Below are 20,628 nucleotides of genomic sequence, written 5' to 3' on the forward strand. Positions count from 1 at the left end.
GCTCAGGTGGCGAAAAGATACGCTTCCACATCCATGCCCGCGTCGCGCATCTGCGCCAGCTTGTAGCGCAGGGTGCGCGGGCTGATGCCGAGGCGCTCGGCCGCTTCTTTGCGGCGGCCGCGCTCGGCGCGCAGGGTGTCGATGATCATCTGGAATTCGCGCCGGCGCAGGTCATCGCCCAGGGCGCCGGCCGATTCGGCTTCGGCAAGCACCGGTGCCGGCGCCAGGCTCGGCAACGGCGCCACGCCATTGCCCATGGCCAGGCAGAAATCCTGGGGCTGGATCAAGCCGCCCTGCTGCAGGATCAGCGCGCGCTGGATCGCATTGTCCAGCTCGCGCACATTCCCCGGCCAGGGGTAAGCGACCAGGCAGGCCTGGGCCTCGGCCGACAGCCGCGCTTGGGCGTGCTTCATTTTTTTGACGTGGTTGTTCAGCAGGCGCTCGGCCAGGGGAATGATATCGGCCGGGCGTTCGCGCAACGGGCGCCAGGCCAGCGGGAACACCGACAGGCGATAGAACAAGTCTTCGCGAAAGCGCCCCGCCGCCACTTCGCCCGCCAAGTCGCGGTTGGTGGTAGCGACCACGCGGATATCCAGCTGGATCGGCTTGCGTGCGCCCACCCGCTCGACTTCTCGCTCCTGCAACACGCGCAACAACTTGGCTTGCAGACCCAGGGGCATTTCCGAGATTTCGTCGAGCAGAATGGTGCCGCCGTCGGCCTGCTCGAACTTGCCGGCCTGGGCCGCGATAGCCCCGGTGAACGAGCCCTTCTCATGGCCAAACAGGGTGGCTTCGAGCATGTTGTCCGGGATCGCCGCGCAGTTGATCGCGATAAACGGCTGCTGGGCACGGCTGGATTGTTGGTGGATATAGCGCGCCAGCACTTCCTTGCCGGTGCCGGACTCGCCGGAAATCAACACCGTGGAGTCGCTGCGCGCCACACGGGCCGCCAGTTCCAACAGTTGTGCACTGGCCGGTTCGAAGGCGATCGGGCCCTCACCCGCCACCGCCGAGATGACGCCCAGGGCATGCCGGGCGACCAGTTCGATCAACGCCTTGGGTTCGAACGGTTTGACCAGGTAATCCGCCGCGCCCTGACGCATGGCGTCCACGGCCCGCTCCACGGCGCCATGGGCGGTCATCAGCAGCACCGGCAATTGCGGCTGGCGCGCGCGCAGCAGGCCGAGCAGCTGATGGCCGTCCATGCCGGGCATGTTCACGTCGCTGACCACCAGGCTGAACGCCTCCTGCTGCACCGCCTCCAAGGCCTCCTCGGCAGAGCCGACCGCGCGGTAGTCATGGCCCGCCAACAGCAGCGTGTCAGCCAATGCTTCACGCAGGGCGCGATCGTCTTCAACCAATAGAACCTTGATAGCCATGATCCTTTTACTCCGCGCTCGCCGCGCTGGAAAACAGCGGCAAGGTCATCAATGCACAGGTGCCGCGCCCCAACCGGGAGCGCAACTGCAATTCTCCCTGATGCGCACGGGCCACTGCCTTGACCACGGTCAGGCCGAGGCCGGTGCCGTTGGTCTTGGTGGTGAAAAAAGGTTCGCCCAGGCGCTGCAGCACGGCCGGCGCGATACCGCTGCCGCTATCGCTGATGCACAGGCGCAGGGTTTGCTCGCGGCGATACAGGTGCACCTTGAGGCGTGCCCCGGGGCCGCTGGCCTGGGTGGCGTTTTCGATCAGGTTGAGCAGCGCGCCGACCAGGGTGTCACGGTTGCACAGCAACTCGCCGTGGTGGCTGTCGCACTGCCAGCGCAGGTTGGCGCCCTGGATATGCGTAGCGGCTGCCGCTTGCAGGGCCTGCATCAAACCGGCCGGGGTCAGGCGGTCGGTCAACGGCAATTCGCCACGGGCAAACACCAGCATGTCGCGCACCTGATGTTCCAGCTCATGCAGGCGCTCTTTGAGACGCCCGGCAAAACGCTGGTGGGTGGCAGCCGGCAATTGCTCATCAGTCAAATGACTGGCGTAGATCAACGCCGCCGACAACGGCGTGCGGATCTGATGCGCCAGAGACGCGACCATCCGCCCCAACGACGACAACCGCTCATGCCGCGCCAGTTGGTCTTGCAAGTGACGGGTTTCCGTCAAGTCGTTGAGCAGCACCAACTGGCCCGGTTCAGCATCCAGGGACCGCGTGGCGATGGACAGGCGGCGCCCGTCTTTAAGGGACACTTCGTGGCCGTCATCCTCACGCGGCGCGAAGCAGCGGGTGATGACGTGGCGCCAAAGCTCGCCTTCCAGCGGCAGGCCGAGCAAGTCGCAGGCCGCCGGGTTGGCTTCGCGCACACGGCCCTGGTCATCAATGACGATCACGCCACCGGGCAACAGCGAAAGCAGATTCTGCAGGCGGTTGGCCAGGCGCTCTTTTTCGGCCAGTTCCTGCATGCGCTGGGCGCTGACCACCGCGAGTTCGCCTTTAAGCTCAGACACCCTGGCTTCAAGCAGACTGTAGGAATCGGTCAGCTGGCTCGACATCTGGTTGAACTGCGAGAACGCCTGTTCAAGACCCTGGCGGGTCGGCGGCTCTACAGGCGAAACCAGCCCCTGGATGGCAGGGGCCGGAGATAGTTGGGCGGCGTGGGGCATCATGCTCTCTCGCTTGGCTGACCGTCAGTTAAACGGAACGTTGCGAGGGCTGTAGCAATACCCGTGCCGAAAAAAAACTACCTAAGAATCAACTGGTTGAAAAACAGGCGTCAATCATCCGCCTGTTCATCGCCCTCTTTGCGGCTCATACCGTACTTGCGCATCTTTTCCACCAGGGTGGTGCGACGGATACGCAGGCGCTCGGCGGCACGCGCGACGATGCCGTTGGCGTCGTCCAGGGCCTGCTGGATCAGGCCTTGTTCCAGGTTGCCGAGGTAGTCCTTCAGATCAAGGCCTTCCGGCGGCAGCATGGCCGTGGCGCCGAAGTCCGGCGCGTGGCCGTTGATCGCCACGCGTTCTTCCATGTCACTGCGCAGGCTGTCGACCAGTTGCTCGTCTTCATCGTCGACGTAGCGGAATTTCTTCGGCAACTCGACCACGCCGATCACACCGTAGGGGTGCATGATCGCCATGCGTTCCACCAGGTTGGCCAGCTCGCGGACGTTGCCCGGCCAGCCGTGGCGGCACAGCGACATGATCGCGGCGGAGTTGAAACGGATGGAGCCGCGTTTTTCGTGCTCCATGCGCGAAATCAATTCGTTCATCAACAAAGGGATGTCTTCCACGCGCTCACGCAGCGGCGCCATCTCGATGGGGAATACGTTGAGGCGGTAATACAAGTCTTCGCGGAAGCTGCCGACCTCGATCATGCTTTCGAGGTTCTTGTGGGTCGCGGCAATGATGCGCACATCCACGCTCTGGGTCTTGTTGCTGCCCACGCGCTCGAAGGTGCGCTCCTGCAACACGCGCAGTAGCTTGACCTGCATTGGCAACGGCATATCGCCGATTTCGTCGAGAAACAGCGTGCCGCCATTGGCCAGTTCGAAGCGCCCGGCACGGCTGGTGATCGCGCCGGTAAAGGCGCCCTTCTCGTGGCCGAACAATTCGCTTTCCAGCAGCTCTGCCGGGATCGCCCCGCAGTTGACCGGCACGAACGGCCCGTCGCGACGCTTGGAATGGTAATGCAGGTTGCGCGCGACCACTTCCTTGCCGGTGCCCGACTCGCCCAGGATCAGCACGCTGGCGTCGGTGTCGGCCACTTGCTGCATCATCTGGCGCACGTGCTGGATCGCCCGGCTGGTGCCGACGAGACTGCGAAACAGGTTGGGTTCACGGTGACGGCCGCGCTCGCGGGCCTGGTCGTACATCTCGCGATAGACCTGGGCGCGGTGCAGGGAGTCGAGCAACTTGCTGTAGCTGGGCGGCATTTCCAGGGTGGAAAGTACCCGGCGGCGCTGGTCTTCCGGCAGGTCCACGGAAGAAATATCGCCCATCAGCAACACGGGAAGGAACTCATCCCAGGTTGACAGTGTCTTTAACAAGCCCAAAACAGCGCCAGGAGCGTTTACCGTCCCGATCAGCACACAAATGACTTCACGGCTCGACGCCAACGAGCTGACCGCCTGCTGCCAGTCATGGCTACCGCAGGGTAAATTTTCTTCACCGAGAAAATTTAAAATCACCGCTAAATCGCGGCGGCGAACGCTATCGTCATCGATCAGCAGAATTTTGGTTTCACGCCACATGCAATAGCAACTTCCCTAGTAAAACTTCCTGCCCCGGAATGAAGGCAATCAAGACGTCTGTAAGACTTATCTTCTACTAGACGTCTGAAATCTGAAAACAGCACTAGTTAAGTCAAAAATGCTGGCACAGTCAAATATATGACGCGCCGTTCGGACCAACCGCGCCCCTATCAGCCGAACAGATGGTAAACCTTTGACGCATTTTTCGCTTGGTTGATCTGCGACATCTCTTCGAATATCGCCTGGCGCTCGCCGGTCGTCACCTCAAGTAACTGCTGGTACACCGCCAACAGTGCCTCCAGCTTCTCCCGCAACGCATTCTCGTCCACCGGCGCTTCGCTGAGCACGTTATCGATCACGTTGCGACACCCCAGGTCCAACTCGCCAATGGCGTCCCAGTTGCGCGCAGCCAGTGCGTCGACCAGGGCTTCACGGGTTTCATCAATGCGTTGCAGTGCGTGGCTCATGACGTGCTCCTTAAGGCTTCAGGCCTTATTCTGCTACTGCCTGTTGCGCCGCAATGGCGTCCCAGCCTTCTTTTACGGTGATCAGCAAACGAGCCACTTCGTCGATCATGTCGGCGTCGTTATGCAGGTTCGCTTCCATCAAGCGGTTAGTCATATATGCATACAAACTTTCCAACTGCTGAACGTAGGCCGGGTTATCACTCTTTTCTGCATCCAGGCCGTCACGCAGGCCGATCACGATATCAATCGCCTTGCCGAGCATCAGGCCCTTGGCAGCGATGTCGCCACGCGCCAGCGCCCCTTTGGCCTGGGCCATGCGGTCCAGACCGCCTTCCATCAGCATCTGCACCAGGCGATGCGGGCTCGCCTCGGAGATCTGGGCATGGGAATTAACCTTCTGGTATTGGCGAAGGGCTCGCATGGGATTCATGGTTCTACCTCGTGACAGGCGACAGCGAAAAGGATTTCAGTAACCATTATGTCGACTGGGCTGCTAGAAACTTTAACCCCGATGGTCCTGTAAAAAACAAAGCCCAGGTCAGATGACCCGGGCTTTTTTCATGCATTCAGTCAATTGTTTTTCTGGTTGTTCAGCGCGTTGAGCGTGCCCATGATGTTGTTACTTTGCTGGCGTAACTGGGCGACCAGCGAATCCATCGCCGCGTATTTGCGTGTCAGGCTGGCTTGCAGATCCGCCACATGCACGTCTAGTTCCGCCTGGTCCTTGCTCAAGGTCTTGAGACTATCGGATAGAGCGGTCGTGCGCGTCGCGAAGATACCGGTGGTCGCTTTGGCATAACCTTCAGTGGCATTGGTCATGCGTGCCAGCAACCCGGTCTTGCCGCTGAACATACTGCTGATATCTGCCGAGTTGGTCAGCGCAATCTTGTCGAAGGTTTTGTCATCCATGGTCAACAGACCGGTACCGGAGTCGGTACTGATACCGAATTGTGCCAGGGACTTGATGGTGCCATTCCCGGACAAGGCGTTGAACTCGGCGCGCAAGGAGCTTTGCAGCGAGCGCATGTTGGCGTCACCGGTCAAGGTCGCCGATACCGAGTTACCCGCCGCGTCCTTGGTCACCTTGGTTTCGGCATTCATCGCCTTGAGCAAAGCGTTATAGCTGTCGACAAAGCCTTTGACCCCGGACTTGAGCGCCGCGGTGCTGGTACTCACGGAAATCGTCGTGGTTGCCTTCGGCCCGTCCGGGTCCTTCGTATCCACGGGCGGTGAAACCGACAGCAGCTTGATGCTGACCCCGCTCACCGCGTCCGTGATGTTGTTGGTCTTGGACGTATAGGGCACGTTATCGATGGTGTACTCGGCGTTCTGCGGCGTATCGATCACTTTGTAGCCGGTATCAATACCCGAGTTGCCCGACAACGTCAGGTCCGAGCCGACGCCACCCGTGGTGGAAGTCAACACCATGCGCGAGCCGGTGGAGTCGGTAACGATGTTGGCACTAAGCCCGACGGTGCCGAACTGGGTGTTGATCGAGTCACGCACCTGCTGCAGGGTTGCGCCCGGCGGCACGCTCAGATCAAACTTTTTACCCGACTGGGAGATGGTCAGGGTGGTTGCGGTATCGCCCTTGTTAACCACTGTCGAAGCGCCGCCAGCCAGGGTGACCGTGGACAGTTTGGAAGGCTGGGCGAGTTTATTGACCACCAGGTTGAAGCTGCCGTTGGCAGCGCCCTGGGCGGTGGTCATGGTCGCGACCTTTTCATTTGACGAAGTGCCGGTCAGGCCACTGAAGCTGTTGTCGTCGGTCATGCTTTTGATGGCGCCACGGAAAGCGTCCAGCGCCGACTGGATTTTGCCGATCGACGACAGCTGGGTAGTCGCTTTCTGTGACTGGGTATTGATCTGGGTCTGCTTCGGCGCCCGATCGGCGTCGACCAAAGCTTTTACGATGCCCTGGATGTCGATGCCAGAACCCACACCGTTTACCGTTGTACTCGCCATCGTCTTTCTCCTAATACGGCTGCTGGCGTTTTCTTGACGAACCGCACTTCAAGAAAACAGCGCAACAAGTTTCATGCCAGTTCAGACCTTTTCATCGAACAGCACATGACTGGCGGTGGCCAGATTTTGTGCCAGCTTCAAGGCCGTTTCCGACGGAATCTGGCGGATCACTTCACCACTTTCAGTGGCGATGACCTTGACCACGACCCGATGGGTGGAATCATCAATGGAAAAATCCAGTTTGCGCTGGGCCGCTTGTACGAACTCTCGAATATCGGTGACTGCTTTTTCCAGGTCAGCCCGTTTCGGCTCACCGGCGGTCGGCACGATCGCCTCGACCTTGGTTTTGTCTTTGTCCGCAACCACCGCGGTGGCCGGGCCTTGAGGGGCTACCGGTGGATAAGACGAGGCCAGCTTTACACTCATGTCCATGTCCAATCTCCTCTACAACCGAAAAGACGAAAGGGCACGTAAACGCGCCCTTCCGTCAGTTACCAAGCGCCGTTATTACTGAAGCAGCTTCAGTACAGCGGATGGCAGTTGGTTGGCCTGCGACAGGATCGCGGTAGCAGCCGACTGCAAGGTTTGTTGCTTGGTCAACTCAGCTGTTTCAGCAGCGAAGTCGGTGTCTTGAACGGTGGAGCGTGCAGCGGTGGAGTTTTTCTGAATGTTGGTCAGGTTGTCTACAGTAGTGGTCAGACGGTTCTGAACAGCACCCAGGCCCGAACGAGTGCTATCGATGCCGCCGATAGCCTTGTCCAGTACCGCGATAGCAGCCTGTGCGTTGAAAGCGCTGCTTACGTCGGTCTGTGCAACAGTGGTCTTGGCCGAAGCTGCGGCAGTACCTGCTGCGGCGAACAGACCGGTCACACCAGCACCGTTCAGCGCGTAGCCTTTGGACGAATCCAGGTTCACTGCACCGGTAGCGATCAGGCCGTCGGCCAGAGCGACGCCGGTACCGAAGGCACCTTTACCGTCTTTGGTAGCAACAGTGATCGAACCGGCGTCAGTGGAGGCGCTGAAGTTCAGGTTCTCACCGGAGTCGGACTTGACCGACAAAGTGCCTTTGGATTCGTCATAGTTGACGCTGATACCCAGTTTTGCAGAGTTGGATTTCAGTTGGTCAGCCAGGCTGGCGGTATCGGTTACACCGGTGAAAGTGGTGGCTTGGCCGCCAACAGTCATGGTGAAGGTAGCAGGCGCGGTCTTGGCGGCAGCACCCACGCTGAATTGAGCTTCAGTGCTGGCGGAAGCGCTCAGGCCACCTACAGCGCCGTTCAGTTGGCTGGCGATGGTTTTCGCCGATGCGCCTGCTGCTACGGTAACAGTAGCGGTCTGGCCGTTACCGGTGATACCGATATCGCCACCGGCAACACCTGTGGTGCTAGGTGCAACGCCGACGCTCTTGATCTGCTGCGAGCCGATGTTGTTAGCAGCAACGTTGTCCAGGGACAGGTTGATGGTTTCGTTGGCATTGGCGCCAACCTGGATGGCTTTGGTGCCGTACGAACCGTCGAGCAGTTTCTGGCCACCGAAGGTAGTGGTTTGCGAGATACGGGTCAGTTCCGAAGTCAGCGCCTGGTATTCTTCCTGGTTGGAAGTACGGTCAGCGTCGCTCAGGGAGCCGGTAGCCGAGGACAGAGCCAGGGTACGCATCTTTTGCAGAATGTCGGTCGAAGCCTGCATTGCGCCTTCAGCGGTTTGCGCGATGGAGATACCATCGTTGGCGTTCTTTACAGCTTGGCCCAGGCCGTTGATTTGGCTGGTCAGACGGTTGGAGATCTGCAGGCCCGAGGCGTTGTCTTTAGCGCTGTTGATGCTCAGACCAGTGGACAGACGCTGCATGGAGGTTTGCAGCGAGTTGGCCGCTTTGCCAAGGCCGTTCTGGGTAGTGATGGAAGCAATGTTGGTGTTTACTGTTAAAGCCATGACGAAATCCTCGATGGATGGATACTGCGGCTTCCGGCCCTGGCAACCGCCGGGTGTGGCCTGAGAACCTACGTAATAGTTATCGTCGTGGTAGCCGGTTGCTTGAGGGTTTTTTTGATTTTTTTTACTAGCCCTGTGCCAGCCCTTGCATTTCAAGGGGTTAGCACTGCCGAAAACCCAGGGTTTATTGGTTTTTCTGGCGCCAAATAAAAAACGCCGATGATCTTTCGATCATCGGCGTTTTGCTATGCGCTCTTAAAGGGTCAGGGGCGATACAGAATCGCCGAGCCCCAGGACAGGCCCACGCCAAAACCACTGATCGCCACGCGCTTCCAGGTGGCGTCCATCACGTGCTTTTCCAGCAGCAACGGAATGCTCGACGACACGGTGTTGCCGGTCTCGACCATGTCCTTGATGAACTTGTCCACCGGCGCATCTTCAAAACGTCGCGCCACGGCGTCGACAATCGCCGCACTGCCCTGGTGAATACAGAACGCATCAATGTCATCGGCCTTGAGGTCTGACTCATCCAGCAGCTGGTGCAAATGCGCCGGCACCTTGAGCAAGGCGAAGTTGAACACCTGGCGGCCGTTCATGAAGAACACGCCATCACTGACCTTCAGGTGCGGCGCGCCGGAACCGTCGGTGCCGAACTTGGATTTGCCCAGCAACCACGGCGCGTCTTCGCCCATCCAGGTGGCGGTGGCGGCGTCGCCGAAGAGCATCGTGGTGTTGCGATCTTCCGGGTCGACGATCTTCGAATACGGGTCGGCGGTGATCAGCAGGCCGTTTTTCAGGCCGGTGGCTTCCATGAAGCCCTTCATCGCGTAGATGCCGTACACGTAACCGGAACAGCCCAGGGAAATATCGAAGGCGGCCACGTGGGTTGGCAGGCCCAGTTTGTCCTGGACGATGGCTGCGGTGTGGGGCAGCCCTTCTTCATCGCCGTTCTGCGTGACGACAATTACGGCGTCGATGGACTCGCGCTTCAAGTCCGGGTTGTTGGCAAACAAAGCGTTGACCGCCTCGACACACAGATCGGAGGTTTCCTGCGCGGCTTCCTTGCGCGGCAGGAACGCCGAACCGATCTTGCCAATGATGAATTCTTCATCCTTGGCGAATTTGGCACCCTGGGCGTAGTTATCGATACCGTCCGCCGGCACGTAACTGGCGATGCTTTTTATGCCAATCATTGTGGCTTCCCAATACTAAATAGCTGGAGAACACCCCAGGGACTGCGCCCGAAGTGCTGACAATAAAGGGGATAACCCCATAAAAATTTCGCTGAAAGCCGCGCAATAACCACAGCAAGGCGACTTATCCTTTTCACACGATACAGTGAAGATGCGCTTTATGACTCGCAGGTCACTCAATTTTGTGTGGTTTATGCAAAACCTTCAAACAATTAAGCCTATGAACGACAACGGCCCAGCCTGTTTCCAGGCTGGGCCGTCGGGCTGCTCTGTTGCGCGCTTACATCTTGTTGAACAAGCTCAACTGAGAGACTTTCACGAAAGCCAACTGCGAAGCTTGCAGCATGGTCTGCTGCAACGTCAGGTTGATCGCCGCTTGTGCCGTGTCGATATTGCCAAGATCGCTCATGGTACTGGTGTTGGCCAGGCCGATGCTGGTGTTTTCGCTGGTCTGTATATCCAGCGCATTCTGCCGTGCACCAATAGAGCCTCGCACACCGTCGATCTGGGTGCGGGTGTTGGAAAAGTTACTGATGGATGCATCCAGCACGTCCCGAAGCTTGAGCATCGCCGCCGGGTTGCCGTCGGCCGGTTGCTCCAGGGCCTGGCGCAACTGGCTCAAGGTATCCAACGCGTTCTGGGTCTTCTGGGTGCTGGCCGAGACCGCGAATTGATCACCAGCCTGCGGCGTGCCGCTGACATCAAAGCTTACCCCGGCAGCGGTGACTGTCGTGCCGCCGCCCGTATCACCCGTGGCAATCGTCTTGCTGTCGGCGGTATAGGGCTGGGCATACACTTCATAAGCAGTGGCGCTGGTGAATTTGATCACCGCCCCATTGTTGGCCGGGAACGTGCTGACATAGGCCGCCTGGTTACTCACGGTGGCATTGGTCAATTGCGCGGCAGAGGCGTTGCTGGGCGTACGCGAGACACTGAAGCTGTCCGGCTTGGCCGCCAGACTGAACGAACGGTCCTTGACCAGCGCATCGGAATTCGGCCCGGTGGCGACATCCTTGAGGTTAAGGGTGATATCGAAATTCACTCCGCGCACGCTCACCGTGGCGCCCTCCTCCTTGCTGGCGTCGAAACTGCCATTGCCCGCAATTTCGGAGGTGATGTCATTGCCGTTTCGATCGGACACCTTGAACTGCGTGCTGCTGGTGAACGTCAGCTGGTAAGGCTGGCCGTCCGCGAATTTATTGGTGTAGTCGGTTTCCGACGTCACCAGGCCAGCCGATAGCGCCACTTTGTTGTCGTTCGGCACCGGCGCAGTCGCCGGCGGTACCACGGCAGGCGGAATCCACGTCGCCTGGGTGCGACCCGAGTTGATGGCGCCACCCATGATGCTCTTGCCGGTATCACCGGCGTTGACTTTGAGCGTGTCGGAAACCTGCAGGCTCAGAGGCGTTTCATCACCCTGGTAATTGTAAGTGCCATCGCTGTTGCGACTGTAGGGCGGGGTCGAAGTCCTTGAGCCGGAAAACAGATAATTACCCGACGAGTCCTTGCTGTTGAGCAAGCCCAATACCTGGTCCTCGATGGCACCGATCTCACCGGCAATCGACTTGCGATCCGCATCGCTGAGCGAGCCGCCGGCGCGCAGGGCGAGCTCGCTGGCCTTTTGCAGCGCATCATTGATGGAACCCAGCACGCTTTCTTCGTTGGTCAGGGAGTTTTTCAGGCTGGTGATGTTGCCGTTGAACTGGCTGAGCATGTCTTTCTGTTGTTGCAGCATCAGCAAACGCGCCGCCGCGATCGGGTCATCGGAAGCGGTTTGCACACGCACACCCGTAGAGGCCTGCTCCTGCGCTTTCACCACGCTGGAGTAGTTATCCGAATACTTGGCGGAACTGGTTTCGAAATATTGAGCGGTAGAAATACGCATCGTCCCAGGCTCCCTTAAAGACTATTGATCAGCGTGCTGAAGGTTTCTTGCGCAGCCTTGATGATCTGCGACGACGCGGTGTAGTACTGCTGGAACTTGATCATGTCGCCCGCCTCTTCATCCAGGTTGACCTGGGACACCGAGTTGCGCGCGTCCTGGTTGGCCTTGAGCAAGGCGCCGGTGGCGGTAGTGTCGGTATTGGCCGAAGCGGCCTTGGCGCCCACGGTCGAGACCAGGCGGCTGTTGGCCGCCACCAGGCTCACGCCGCCGCCAGTGCCATCGGACAGGCCGATCGTGGTTTTGGTCTGCAGGTCGAGCAAGGCCTGGGCGTTACGGTTATCCGACTTGCCCGAGGCGTTGAAGGAAAACGTAGTGCTGTCGCCATCGGCTGGCGAACCGGCGACGGTGGTGTCGAACTTGAAGCTCTTTGCCGGCACCAGCAGCGTGCCGTTGGCATCGCGCATCGGTACGTCGACGGTGATCTTGTTGCCCTGGCCCGGCACGATGGTGCCGGTGCCGATCGAGTTACCCTGGGCATCGTTGAGCGTGTAGCCCTGGGTGCCATCAGCCGCAGGCTTGCCGAACACCATCTTCACCGGCATCGAATGTTCAATACCGGTACGCAGCTGCGCGGTGTTGGCGCCATCGTGAATATCGATGGGCAAGGTCAGGGTCGGCGGGGTAAAGGTGCCGGTGCCCTGGTTGGTCTTGCTGCCCTCGCCCAGCAATGGCCCGGCGAACGCGATTTTATTGGCGTCGGTCAACGCGGTGCCGATGGTTGCCGCGCCCGTGGCCGTCGGGCTGACTTTGAAACTGTCGCCCGCCGCGATCGGCCCCTTGCCATCCAGGGCCAGCGTGAAGCCGTCGATCACCGGTGGCGGCGTGGTAGTGGTGTCGAACGCGCCCATGGCTTTGCCGTCGGAACGCACCACGGTGTAGTTGTTGCCGCTGGTAAAGGTGACTTTATAGTCGTAGGTCGACAGCTTGCTGGTGTCGCTGATGCTCACGTTCAAGTTGCCGGAGCCAGTGCTGTTGCCCATCGAGCCCTGACTGCGCTGGGCAATCGCGGCCGCGCTGTTGATGTCCTTGAACAGCGACGCACCGAAGTCACCGTTCAGATCCAGGCCCTGGCCCAGTTGGCTGTTGACCGTATCGGCGGTCGCCAGGGCGATGCGCCCCAAGTCATTGATGGCCGGCATCAGGGCGTCGCTGCGATAACGCAACAAACCGCCAATGCTGCCGCCACTGAGCACGTTGCCCAGGTCGATCGCCGTACCGCCGCCGGCATTGAGCTGGATGGTGTACTGGCTTGGATCGTTGCTGCTCGATACCGCCGAAATCGTGTTGGACTGATCGCCCAATACCAGGGATTGGCCGGTGCCGGTGCTGACGCTGAACACGCCGTTCTTTTCGCTGGTGGTCACGCCGACCAGTTCATTGAGCGAACGCACTGCCTCGTTACGCGCATCCAGCAGGTTGGCCGGGGCGCTGTTGCTGGAGCCTTGGGCCAGAGTGATTTGCTTGTTGAGGGAAGCAATCGAGGAGGTCAACTGGTTGACCTGATCGCTCATGGTCACCAACTGCCCGTTGATCGACTCTTTCTGCTCATTCAATTGGCTGGAGATCGAGTTGAAACGGTTGCTCAGGGTCTGGGCGCTGGTCAGCAGCACTTGCCGGGCGGACACATCGCTGGGGTTGGCCGCCGAAGTCTGCACAGCGGCGAAGAACGCGCTGAGTACCGAAGACATGCCGGTGGTCTTGTCCGACAGGGTCTTGTCGATGGCGCTGGCCTGGCTGGAATAGGCCTTGGCGTCGTTGTTGAGCGCCGTGCTGTTCTGGTAGGCCGCGTCGAGGAATTCGTTATACACCCGGCGCACATCGGCCAGGGTCGTGCCGCTGCCGATGTACACGCCGCCGTAAGGGTTGTTGGCATTGGCATTCTGCGTGGTCTGCTGACGCGAATAACCCGAGGTGTTGGCGTTGGCGATGTTATTACTCAAGACCGACAACGATCCTTGAGCGGCATTGAGCCCTGACATCCCGATACTGAGCAAACTCATGGTTCAGACCTTATAAATGTGTGGTTGCGCCAGCGGCAGCGTAGTTCTGGTAACTGTTCATGTTTTTGGCGATCTGCGAAATCTTGCTGGCATAGGCCGGATCAGTTGCATAACCGGCCTTTTGCAACTCGCGTACAAACTGTTCCGGGTTATCGGCTGATTTCACAACTTCTTTATAGCGATCATTGCTTTGCAGCAGGGTCACGAGGTCATGGAAGCTGTCCTGGTAGGAGCTGTAGGAGCGGAACTGCGCCGTCTCCTTGACCATCGCGCCGTCGCGAAACTCGCTGGTGATCGCACGCGCCTGGCCGCCCTGCCAGCTCTGGCCGGCCTTGATGCCGAACAGGTTGTGGCTGCTGCTGCCGTCCTCGGCACGCATCACCGATTTACCCCAACCGGTTTCCAGGGCGGCCTGGGCCACCAGGTACTTCGGATCGATACCGATACGCGCGGCGGCGGCCTTGGCCATCGGCAGCATGGTGGCGACGAATTCATCCTGCGAGCTGAAGGCTTTTTTCGCCGGTGCCAACGGTGGCTGGGCGATGGCGCGGCCGTAGACCTGCATCTTGCCGCTCGGCACGGCAACGCTGCGGGCGCTGCTGTTGACCACGTTGTCGTCGGCAGCACTGTTGCGCAGTGGCGCGCTGGTGGTTTGCGCAGCGACCGGCGTGCTCGGCACGATGCCCGCGAGCAGGCGGTCGGTCAGTTTGCTTGGCAAGGCGATACGGCGCTGGTTCATCAGCTCCATATCGTTGGCATGCGCACTGGCGCCTTCGGGCACCGCCACGCGGTAGGCCCACAACGGGCGCTGGCCGTTGGAGCGACCCAGCGGGCCTTGCGCCTGGGTGCCGGCGGCAATTTCCGTCGGCACGTCGGCTTTCTTCGCCGGCGCATCGGCTGCCGGGCCCTGCAGGGTGGCCGCCTGGGCGTCCACCGGTTTGTTCTTCTGCATCTGGCGCATCAGCACGTCGGCCAGGCCGATACCACCGCCTTCGCGGGACATCGACACCGCCAGTTGCTGGTCGTACATTTCCTGGTACTGCTTGGCCGCCGGGGTGTTCATCGGGTTGTCCTTGCCCAGGGCCTCGGTGGCCGAGCGCATGGACTTGAGCATCTCGCTCAGGAACAACGACTCGAACTCCTGCGCGACTTTGCGCATGTTGCCTTCGCTGTTCTTGTCGGCGCCGACCTTGAGCTGGTTAAGCCGGTTCAGGTCGGAGTAAGACCCCGAGTCCGCCGTGCTGCTGATCCCGCTCTTGCGCATATCCATGACCATGGCCTCAGATCACGATCAGGTCGGCTTGCAAAGCGCCGGCCTGTTTCAGGGCTTCGAGGATCGCCATCAAGTCGCCAGGGGCCGCGCCCACTTGGTTCACCGCGCGGACGATCTCGTCCAGGGTGGTACCGGGGCCGAACTTGAACATCGGCTTGGCTTCCTGCTGGGCATTGACCCGCGAACGCGGGACGACCGCCGTCTGGCCGTTGGACAATGGCCCCGGCTGGCTGACAATCGGGTCTTCGGTAATGGTCACAGTCAGGCTGCCGTGGGTCACCGCCGCCGGCGAGACCTTGACGTTCTGGCCGATCACGATGGTGCCGGTGCGCGAGTTGATGATGACTTTGGCCACTGCCTGGCCGGGGTCGACCTCCAGGTTTTCCAGGATCGACAGGTAGTCCACGCGCTGGCTGGGATCCAGGGGCGCGGTGACGCGCACCGAACCGCCATCGATGGCTTGGGCGACGCCTGGGCCGAGCATGTCGTTGATCTTGTCGACCACGCGTTTGGCGGTGGTGAAGTCGGAACGGTTGAGGTTCAGGGTCAGGCTGTTGCCCTGGTTGAAACCACTCGGCACGGTGCGTTCAACCGTGGCGCCACCGGGAATACGCCCGGCCGACGGTACGTTGACGGTGATCTTCGAACCGTCGCGGCCCTCGGCGTCGAACCCGCCCACCACCAGGTTGCCCTGGGCGATGGCGTAGACGTTGCCGTCGATACCTTTGAGCGGCGTCATCAGCAACGTACCGCCCCGCAGGCTCTTGGAGTTGCCCATGGACGACACGGTAATGTCCACCACCTGCCCCGGCTTGGCGAACGCCGGCAAGTCGGCACTGATCGACACCGCCGCGACATTCTTCAACTGCACGTTGCCCGAGCCTGGCGGTACCTTGATGCCGAACTGCGACAGCATGTTGTTGAAGGTTTGCAGGGTGAACGGGGTCTGGGTGGTCTGGTCACCCGTGCCATTGAGCCCCACCACCAGGCCATAACCGATCAACTGGTTACTGCGCACGCCGGAAATGCTGGCGATGTCTTTCAGGCGTTCGGCCTGGGCGACGGCGCTCAGGCACAGCAACACGACCGCCGCCATCAACTGCTTGAAGTTCAAAATGGCCACCTAGAAAGGGAACAGCGGGCTAAGGAAGAAACGGTCGAACCAGCCCGGCTGGCTTGCATCAGCAAACGAACCTGTACCCGAGTAGGTAATCCGTGCATCGGCAATCCGCGTCGACGGCACGGTGTTGTCGGTGGAAATATCATCGGCACGCACCATGCCGGCAATGCGCACCAACTCGTCGCCGGTATTGAGGGTCATCCACTTTTCACCGCGTACGGCGATGATGCCGTTGGGCAGCACATCGGCCACGGTCACGGTGATCGAGCCGGTCAGGCTGTTGCCCTGCCCCGCCGCGCTCTTGCCGTTGGTGGCGCGGTCGCCGCTGTAGCCGGCACTGAGGCTCAGGTCACCGTCACCCAACGGGTTATTGGTGGTCAGGCCGCCGCCGAACAGCGACGTCAGGCCGATACCGGTCTTGCTGGTCTTGCCGATCTGCGAGTTGGCGTTCTTGCTGGCCTGGGTCTTCTCGTTCAGGGTGATGGTGATAATGTCACCGACCCGGAACGCCTTGCGGTCGCTGTACAGGTTCTGCTCGAAACCGGCCTGATAGATCGAGCCATTGTTGGCCGCCGCCGGCAACGGCGTGCGCGGCAACACCGGCGCGTAGTACGGGTCATTGGGTTTCGGCGACGGGGCGACACAGCCCGCAAGCACGGCGATCCCACTCAATGCCAGAACAGAAACAATGCGATTCATGACCCTACCTCACGGTGTTGCAGGCGCTTTCAAGGCGCCCCATAGACTGATTACAGATTCTGCGTTACGAACGAAAGCATCTGGTCGGCGGTGGAAATCACCTTGGAGTTCATCTCGTAGGCGCGCTGGGTGGTGATCATGTTGACCATCTCCTCAACCGTGCTGACGTTGGAGGTTTCCAGGGTGCTTTGCAGCGTGGTGCCGAAACCGTTCAGGCCAGGGGTGCCGATTTGCGGCGCGCCGCTGGAAGCGGTTTCCAGGAACAGGTTGTTGCCCATGGCCTGCAGGCCGGCCGGGTTGATGAAGTCGGCGGTTTGCAGGTTGCCGATCACTTGCGACGCAGGGTTGCCGGCCACGGTGATGGACACGGTGCCGTCGTTGCCGACGGTGAAGGTCTTGGCGTCTGCCGGGACCACCACGGCTGGCTCCAGGGCAAAACCGTTGGCGGTCACGATCTGGCCGTTGGAGTCCAAGTGGAAGGTACCGTCACGGGTGTAGGACGTAGTGCCATCCGGTTGCAGGATCTGGAAGAAGCCACGGCCGTTGATCGCCATGTCCAGCGGCTGGCCGGTCTGTTGCAGGTTACCGGCGCTGAAGTTTTTCTGGGTGCCGACGATCTGCACACCGGTACCCAGTTGCAGGCCCGACGGCAGTTCGCTGTCCTGGGTCGACTGGGCGCCTGGCTGGCGCTTGATCTGATAGAGCAAGTCTTGGAATTCGGCGCGATCACGTTTGAAACCCGTGGTCGACACGTTCGCCAGGTTGTTGGAAATGGTGGTCAGGTTAGTGTCCTGGGCGGACAGGCCTGTCTTGGCAACCCATAGAGCCGGAAGCATGCTGTTCTCCTTCGTGCGCCTGTTTGTTGGCGCCGTGCTGCGCTGTTTATTTAAAAGCCAATTAAGGCTGTTAGCTCATCTGCAAGACGCGGGTCATGGCCTGGTCATCTTCTTTGGCGGTGTTCATCATCTTGATGTGCAGCTCGAACTGCTTGGAGAGCGCCAGTACCGCGGTCATTTCCTCAACCGCATTGACGTTGCTCGCCTGCAGGAAGCCCGAGGTCAGCTTGACGTTCGCGTCGGCCTGGGCCGGCTGGCCATCCTTGGTGTGGATGGTGCCGTCCAAACCTTTGTTCATGTTCTTGAGGTCGGGCTGGACCAGCTTGATACGGTCCACTTCGGCCATCACCCGCGGGCCTTCGCCCATGGCGCGGATGCTGATGGTGCCGTCGGCGCCCACTTCGATTTTCTGCTGGGGCGGCACGGCAATCGGGCCGCCGTTGCCCATGATCGGCATACCGTTGCCGGCCCGCAGCACACCGAGCGCATCCACGTTCATGCTGGCGCTGCGCACGTAGGCTTCGCTGCCATCCGGGGTTTGCACGGCCATCCAGCCGTCGCCGCTGACGGCCACGTCCAGGTCACGTCCGGTTTCGATCATCGCGCCGGGCGTGAAGTCGGTGGCCGGCCGTTCGGTCAGGGCAAAAGCCCGCGCCGGAAAGCTGTCACCGAACACCGGCATCGACCGCGCCTGCTCCAGGTCGCGCTGGAAACCGTTGGTGGAAATGTTCGCCAGATTGTTGGCATGGGCCTTCTGCGCCAGAGCATTCTGGCTGGCGCCGGTCATTGCCACGTAAAGGTACTTGTCCACGCTCTATCCTCTTTCTGACGGACGCTTGCCGTCCACCGCTGTACTGATGAGGCTTAAGCAATTTGCGAACCAACTTCTTAAAATTGGCTGAAGAGCAGGCAGGGCGGGGGTTTTCGGGTGAACCGCAAGATTCCGAGCGTGGGGTGAGAGTCGAAAAAACGGCGGACTACTGCCGCTAACGGCAAGCCTCGGTCTTGTAGGCGACGCAAATCAAACTGTGGGAGGGGGCTTGCTCCCGATGGCGGTGGGTCAGTTCATCAATCTGTGGCTGACACACCGCTATCGGGGGCAAGCCCCCTCCCACATTTTAACCGCAGGGTGTCAGCGGAAAATTTTGCCGACTTGAATCCCCAGCTTCTTCAAGCGAAGGAGCTGACACAACCCAATCAAAACTGTGGGAGGGGGCTTGCTCCCGATGGCGGTGGGTCAGTCGATCAATCCGTGGCTGACACACCGCTATCGGGCAAGCCCCCTCCCACATTTTTGGACCAAGTTGTGCCAGTTGTTATTTGCTGGCCTTGAGGATTTCGTAGTCACGCAGTTTGTTGGCGATAGTGGTGTGGGACACGTCCAGGCGCTTGCCCAGCTGCCGGCTGCTCGGATGCTCGGCATATAGCGCTTCGAGCACGGCCTTTTCAAACCGCCCGACGATGGCGTCCAACCCGCCTTCCAGCGAGAAATCACCAAGCGGCTGGCGCACGCCGTAATCCGGCAAGCGAATATGCTCAAGCTTGACCGTCCCGCCCTCGCACAGCGAAACCGCCTGGAACAGCACGTTTTCCAACTGCCGTACATTGCCCGGCCAGTGATAGTGGCTGAGTTTGTCCATCGCGGCAGGCGCCAGCTTGGGCAGTGGGCAACCGATCTGCCGACTGGCTTGATCGAGGAAGTGCTCGACCAATGGCCCGAGGCCGTCCAGGCATTCGCGCAAGGGCGGGATATGCAGCGACAGTACGTTCAAGCGGTGATACAGGTCCTGGCGAAATTCGCCACGGGCGCATAGTTCGGACAAATCGACCTGGGTCGCGCAGATCACCCGCACGTCGAGGTACACCTCTTCATCGCTGCCGACGCGACGAAAGCACCCGTCCTGCAGAAAGCGCAGCAGTTTTACCTGCAGGCGTGCACTCATTTCCCCCACTCCATCGAGAAACAACGTACCGCCCGCGGTCAGTTCCAGCAGCCCGAGCTTGCCTTCGGCCCGTGCGCCTTCGAACGCGCCGGGGCCGTAGCCAAACAGCTCGGTCTCGGCCATCGACTCAGGCAAGCCCGCACAGTTGAGCGCCATCAATGGCGACTGGCCGCGCGGGCTGGCGAGGTGACAGGCACGGGCCAGCAGTTCCTTGCCGGTTCCGGTTTCGCCTTCTATTAATAGAGGTGCATCCAGCGGCGCCATGCGCCGGGCTTCGCGCACCACGGCGGCCATCACCTTGGAACTCTGGAAGATGCTGTCGAAGCCGCGCAGTTCCTGCTTGCGCACATTGTAGATACGCTCGCCAACCCGGTCGGCGCGGTGCAGGGTCAACACCGCGCCGGCCATGGCTTCGCTGTCATCGTGTTCGGAGGATTGCAGCGGCGCGATATCCGCCAGGAACACATCGCCCTTGACCTTGACCCGCAGCCCGTTGATCCGCGACTTGCTGGCGCGCACCAGCTCCGGCAAGTCGAAGTCTTCGGCGTAGCGCGACAGGGGAATGCCCGGCACTTCGTCCACCCGCACCCCGAGCAACTGCGCCGCCGCACGGTTGGCTGCAACGATGGAGCCCCCCATGTCGATGGACAGCACCGGAAACTCCAGGGCGCCCAGCAGCGCATTGAGTTCCATGTGCCGACGCTCGCTGGGCATCAGCCCTACCCTTTTCACGCCGAATACCCCGGCGATCGCCTCAAACTGCGGGCGCAACGCCTGGAACTGCATGTTCACCAGGTTTGGGCAGAACAAGTAGATGGCATTGCCATGCTCGCCGCCGACCTCGCCCTTGGCGACGTTCACGCCGTACTCCACCAACAGGTTGAGGATGTCCCGCAGGATGCCGATGCGGTTCTGGCAATGCACTTTGATACGCATGAAAAGGCCCGAAAAGTGGGTAGGCGCCGCATCTTTTTGCCGCTGGGCGCAGATAGTCGTCAAGATTATGTGACAGCTCGGGCGCTTTTCCCAGCCCAAGGCAACGACGAGCGCCGCATCCGTAACGAATAGTTTACA

17 protein-coding genes are annotated in these 20,628 nt (G+C 60.4%); all 17 read right to left on the reverse strand.

Features of this window, described 5'->3' with window-relative positions; all coding sequences use genetic code 11:
• Positions 1 to 2 precede the first annotated feature (2 nt).
• Positions 3 to 1,379, reverse strand: a complete 1,377-nt coding sequence (locus C4J87_RS17860) for a sigma-54 dependent transcriptional regulator (RefSeq protein WP_124367848.1) — start codon at positions 1,377 to 1,379, stop codon at positions 3 to 5.
• A gap of 7 nt (positions 1,380 to 1,386) precedes the next feature.
• A complete protein-coding gene (locus C4J87_RS17865; RefSeq protein WP_124369003.1) occupies positions 1,387 to 2,598 on the reverse strand; it encodes a PAS domain-containing sensor histidine kinase in 1,212 nt (403 codons plus the stop codon).
• 110 nt (positions 2,599 to 2,708) lie between these two features.
• On the reverse strand, positions 2,709 to 4,184 hold the full coding sequence (locus C4J87_RS17870) for a sigma-54 dependent transcriptional regulator (protein ID WP_124363784.1): 1,476 nt from the start codon (positions 4,182 to 4,184) through the stop codon (positions 2,709 to 2,711).
• 170 nt (positions 4,185 to 4,354) lie between these two features.
• On the reverse strand, positions 4,355 to 4,651 hold the full coding sequence (gene fliT / locus C4J87_RS17875) for a flagellar protein FliT (protein WP_124367849.1): 297 nt from the start codon (positions 4,649 to 4,651) through the stop codon (positions 4,355 to 4,357).
• A gap of 25 nt (positions 4,652 to 4,676) precedes the next feature.
• Entirely contained in the window at positions 4,677 to 5,081 is a 405-nt protein-coding gene (gene fliS / locus C4J87_RS17880) for a flagellar export chaperone FliS (protein ID WP_124367850.1), read from the reverse strand.
• Between the two features lie 140 nt (positions 5,082 to 5,221).
• A complete protein-coding gene (gene fliD, locus C4J87_RS17885; RefSeq protein ID WP_124367851.1) occupies positions 5,222 to 6,616 on the reverse strand; it encodes a flagellar filament capping protein FliD in 1,395 nt (464 codons plus the stop codon).
• A gap of 81 nt (positions 6,617 to 6,697) precedes the next feature.
• Positions 6,698 to 7,048 carry a flagellar protein FlaG gene (locus C4J87_RS17890; RefSeq protein ID WP_124367852.1) on the reverse strand — a complete coding sequence of 117 codons (351 nt, stop codon included), beginning with the start codon at positions 7,046 to 7,048 and terminating at the stop codon, positions 6,698 to 6,700.
• A gap of 75 nt (positions 7,049 to 7,123) precedes the next feature.
• Entirely contained in the window at positions 7,124 to 8,545 is a 1,422-nt protein-coding gene (locus C4J87_RS17895; protein WP_124367853.1) for a flagellin, read from the reverse strand.
• Between the two features lie 263 nt (positions 8,546 to 8,808).
• Positions 8,809 to 9,738, reverse strand: coding sequence for a ketoacyl-ACP synthase III (locus C4J87_RS17900; RefSeq protein ID WP_124367854.1), 930 nt, complete (start codon positions 9,736 to 9,738; stop codon positions 8,809 to 8,811).
• A gap of 280 nt (positions 9,739 to 10,018) precedes the next feature.
• Positions 10,019 to 11,623 carry a flagellar hook-associated protein 3 gene (locus tag C4J87_RS17905; RefSeq protein WP_124367855.1) on the reverse strand — a complete coding sequence of 535 codons (1,605 nt, stop codon included), beginning with the start codon at positions 11,621 to 11,623 and terminating at the stop codon, positions 10,019 to 10,021.
• Positions 11,624 to 11,637: 14 nt separating this feature from the next.
• Positions 11,638 to 13,683: a flagellar hook-associated protein FlgK gene (flgK, locus tag C4J87_RS17910; protein WP_124367856.1), complete on the reverse strand. Its 2,046-nt coding sequence runs from the start codon at positions 13,681 to 13,683 to the stop codon at positions 11,638 to 11,640.
• A 10-nt stretch (positions 13,684 to 13,693) separates the two neighbouring features.
• A complete protein-coding gene (gene flgJ, locus C4J87_RS17915; RefSeq protein WP_124367857.1) occupies positions 13,694 to 14,959 on the reverse strand; it encodes a flagellar assembly peptidoglycan hydrolase FlgJ in 1,266 nt (421 codons plus the stop codon).
• 4 nt (positions 14,960 to 14,963) lie between these two features.
• Positions 14,964 to 16,073: a flagellar basal body P-ring protein FlgI gene (locus C4J87_RS17920; RefSeq protein WP_372237507.1), complete on the reverse strand. Its 1,110-nt coding sequence runs from the start codon at positions 16,071 to 16,073 to the stop codon at positions 14,964 to 14,966.
• Positions 16,074 to 16,079: 6 nt separating this feature from the next.
• Positions 16,080 to 16,775, reverse strand: coding sequence for a flagellar basal body L-ring protein FlgH (flgH, locus tag C4J87_RS17925; RefSeq protein ID WP_124363795.1), 696 nt, complete (start codon positions 16,773 to 16,775; stop codon positions 16,080 to 16,082).
• Between the two features lie 50 nt (positions 16,776 to 16,825).
• Entirely contained in the window at positions 16,826 to 17,611 is a 786-nt protein-coding gene (gene flgG, locus C4J87_RS17930; protein WP_057721328.1) for a flagellar basal-body rod protein FlgG, read from the reverse strand.
• 70 nt (positions 17,612 to 17,681) lie between these two features.
• Positions 17,682 to 18,422: a flagellar basal body rod protein FlgF gene (locus C4J87_RS17935; protein WP_124363796.1), complete on the reverse strand. Its 741-nt coding sequence runs from the start codon at positions 18,420 to 18,422 to the stop codon at positions 17,682 to 17,684.
• 505 nt (positions 18,423 to 18,927) lie between these two features.
• Positions 18,928 to 20,490 carry a sigma-54-dependent transcriptional regulator gene (locus C4J87_RS17940; protein ID WP_124367858.1) on the reverse strand — a complete coding sequence of 521 codons (1,563 nt, stop codon included), beginning with the start codon at positions 20,488 to 20,490 and terminating at the stop codon, positions 18,928 to 18,930.
• Positions 20,491 to 20,628: the final 138 nt, after the last annotated feature.

Source organism: Pseudomonas sp. R1-43-08, from assembly GCF_003852255.1.
Classification (GTDB): domain Bacteria; phylum Pseudomonadota; class Gammaproteobacteria; order Pseudomonadales; family Pseudomonadaceae; genus Aquipseudomonas.

What these genes read in the sequence shown, in the direction of transcription:
- C4J87_RS17860 (WP_124367848.1), bottom strand. Translation starts at nt 1,379, where the DNA reads ATGGCTATCAAGGTTCTATTGGTTGAAGACGATCGCGCCCTGCGTGAA.
- C4J87_RS17865 (WP_124369003.1), bottom strand. Translation starts at nt 2,598, where the DNA reads ATGCCCCACGCCGCCCAACTATCTCCGGCCCCTGCCATCCAGGGGCTG.
- C4J87_RS17870 (WP_124363784.1), bottom strand. Translation starts at nt 4,184, where the DNA reads ATGTGGCGTGAAACCAAAATTCTGCTGATCGATGACGATAGCGTTCGC.
- fliT (WP_124367849.1), bottom strand. Translation starts at nt 4,651, where the DNA reads ATGAGCCACGCACTGCAACGCATTGATGAAACCCGTGAAGCCCTGGTC.
- fliS (WP_124367850.1), bottom strand. Translation starts at nt 5,081, where the DNA reads ATGAATCCCATGCGAGCCCTTCGCCAATACCAGAAGGTTAATTCCCAT.
- fliD (WP_124367851.1), bottom strand. Translation starts at nt 6,616, where the DNA reads ATGGCGAGTACAACGGTAAACGGTGTGGGTTCTGGCATCGACATCCAG.
- C4J87_RS17890 (WP_124367852.1), bottom strand. Translation starts at nt 7,048, where the DNA reads ATGGACATGAGTGTAAAGCTGGCCTCGTCTTATCCACCGGTAGCCCCT.
- C4J87_RS17895 (WP_124367853.1), bottom strand. Translation starts at nt 8,545, where the DNA reads ATGGCTTTAACAGTAAACACCAACATTGCTTCCATCACTACCCAGAAC.
- C4J87_RS17900 (WP_124367854.1), bottom strand. Translation starts at nt 9,738, where the DNA reads ATGATTGGCATAAAAAGCATCGCCAGTTACGTGCCGGCGGACGGTATC.
- C4J87_RS17905 (WP_124367855.1), bottom strand. Translation starts at nt 11,623, where the DNA reads ATGCGTATTTCTACCGCTCAATATTTCGAAACCAGTTCCGCCAAGTAT.
- flgK (WP_124367856.1), bottom strand. Translation starts at nt 13,683, where the DNA reads ATGAGTTTGCTCAGTATCGGGATGTCAGGGCTCAATGCCGCTCAAGGA.
- flgJ (WP_124367857.1), bottom strand. Translation starts at nt 14,959, where the DNA reads ATGGTCATGGATATGCGCAAGAGCGGGATCAGCAGCACGGCGGACTCG.
- flgH (WP_124363795.1), bottom strand. Translation starts at nt 16,775, where the DNA reads ATGAATCGCATTGTTTCTGTTCTGGCATTGAGTGGGATCGCCGTGCTT.
- flgG (WP_057721328.1), bottom strand. Translation starts at nt 17,611, where the DNA reads ATGCTTCCGGCTCTATGGGTTGCCAAGACAGGCCTGTCCGCCCAGGAC.
- C4J87_RS17940 (WP_124367858.1), bottom strand. Translation starts at nt 20,490, where the DNA reads ATGCGTATCAAAGTGCATTGCCAGAACCGCATCGGCATCCTGCGGGAC.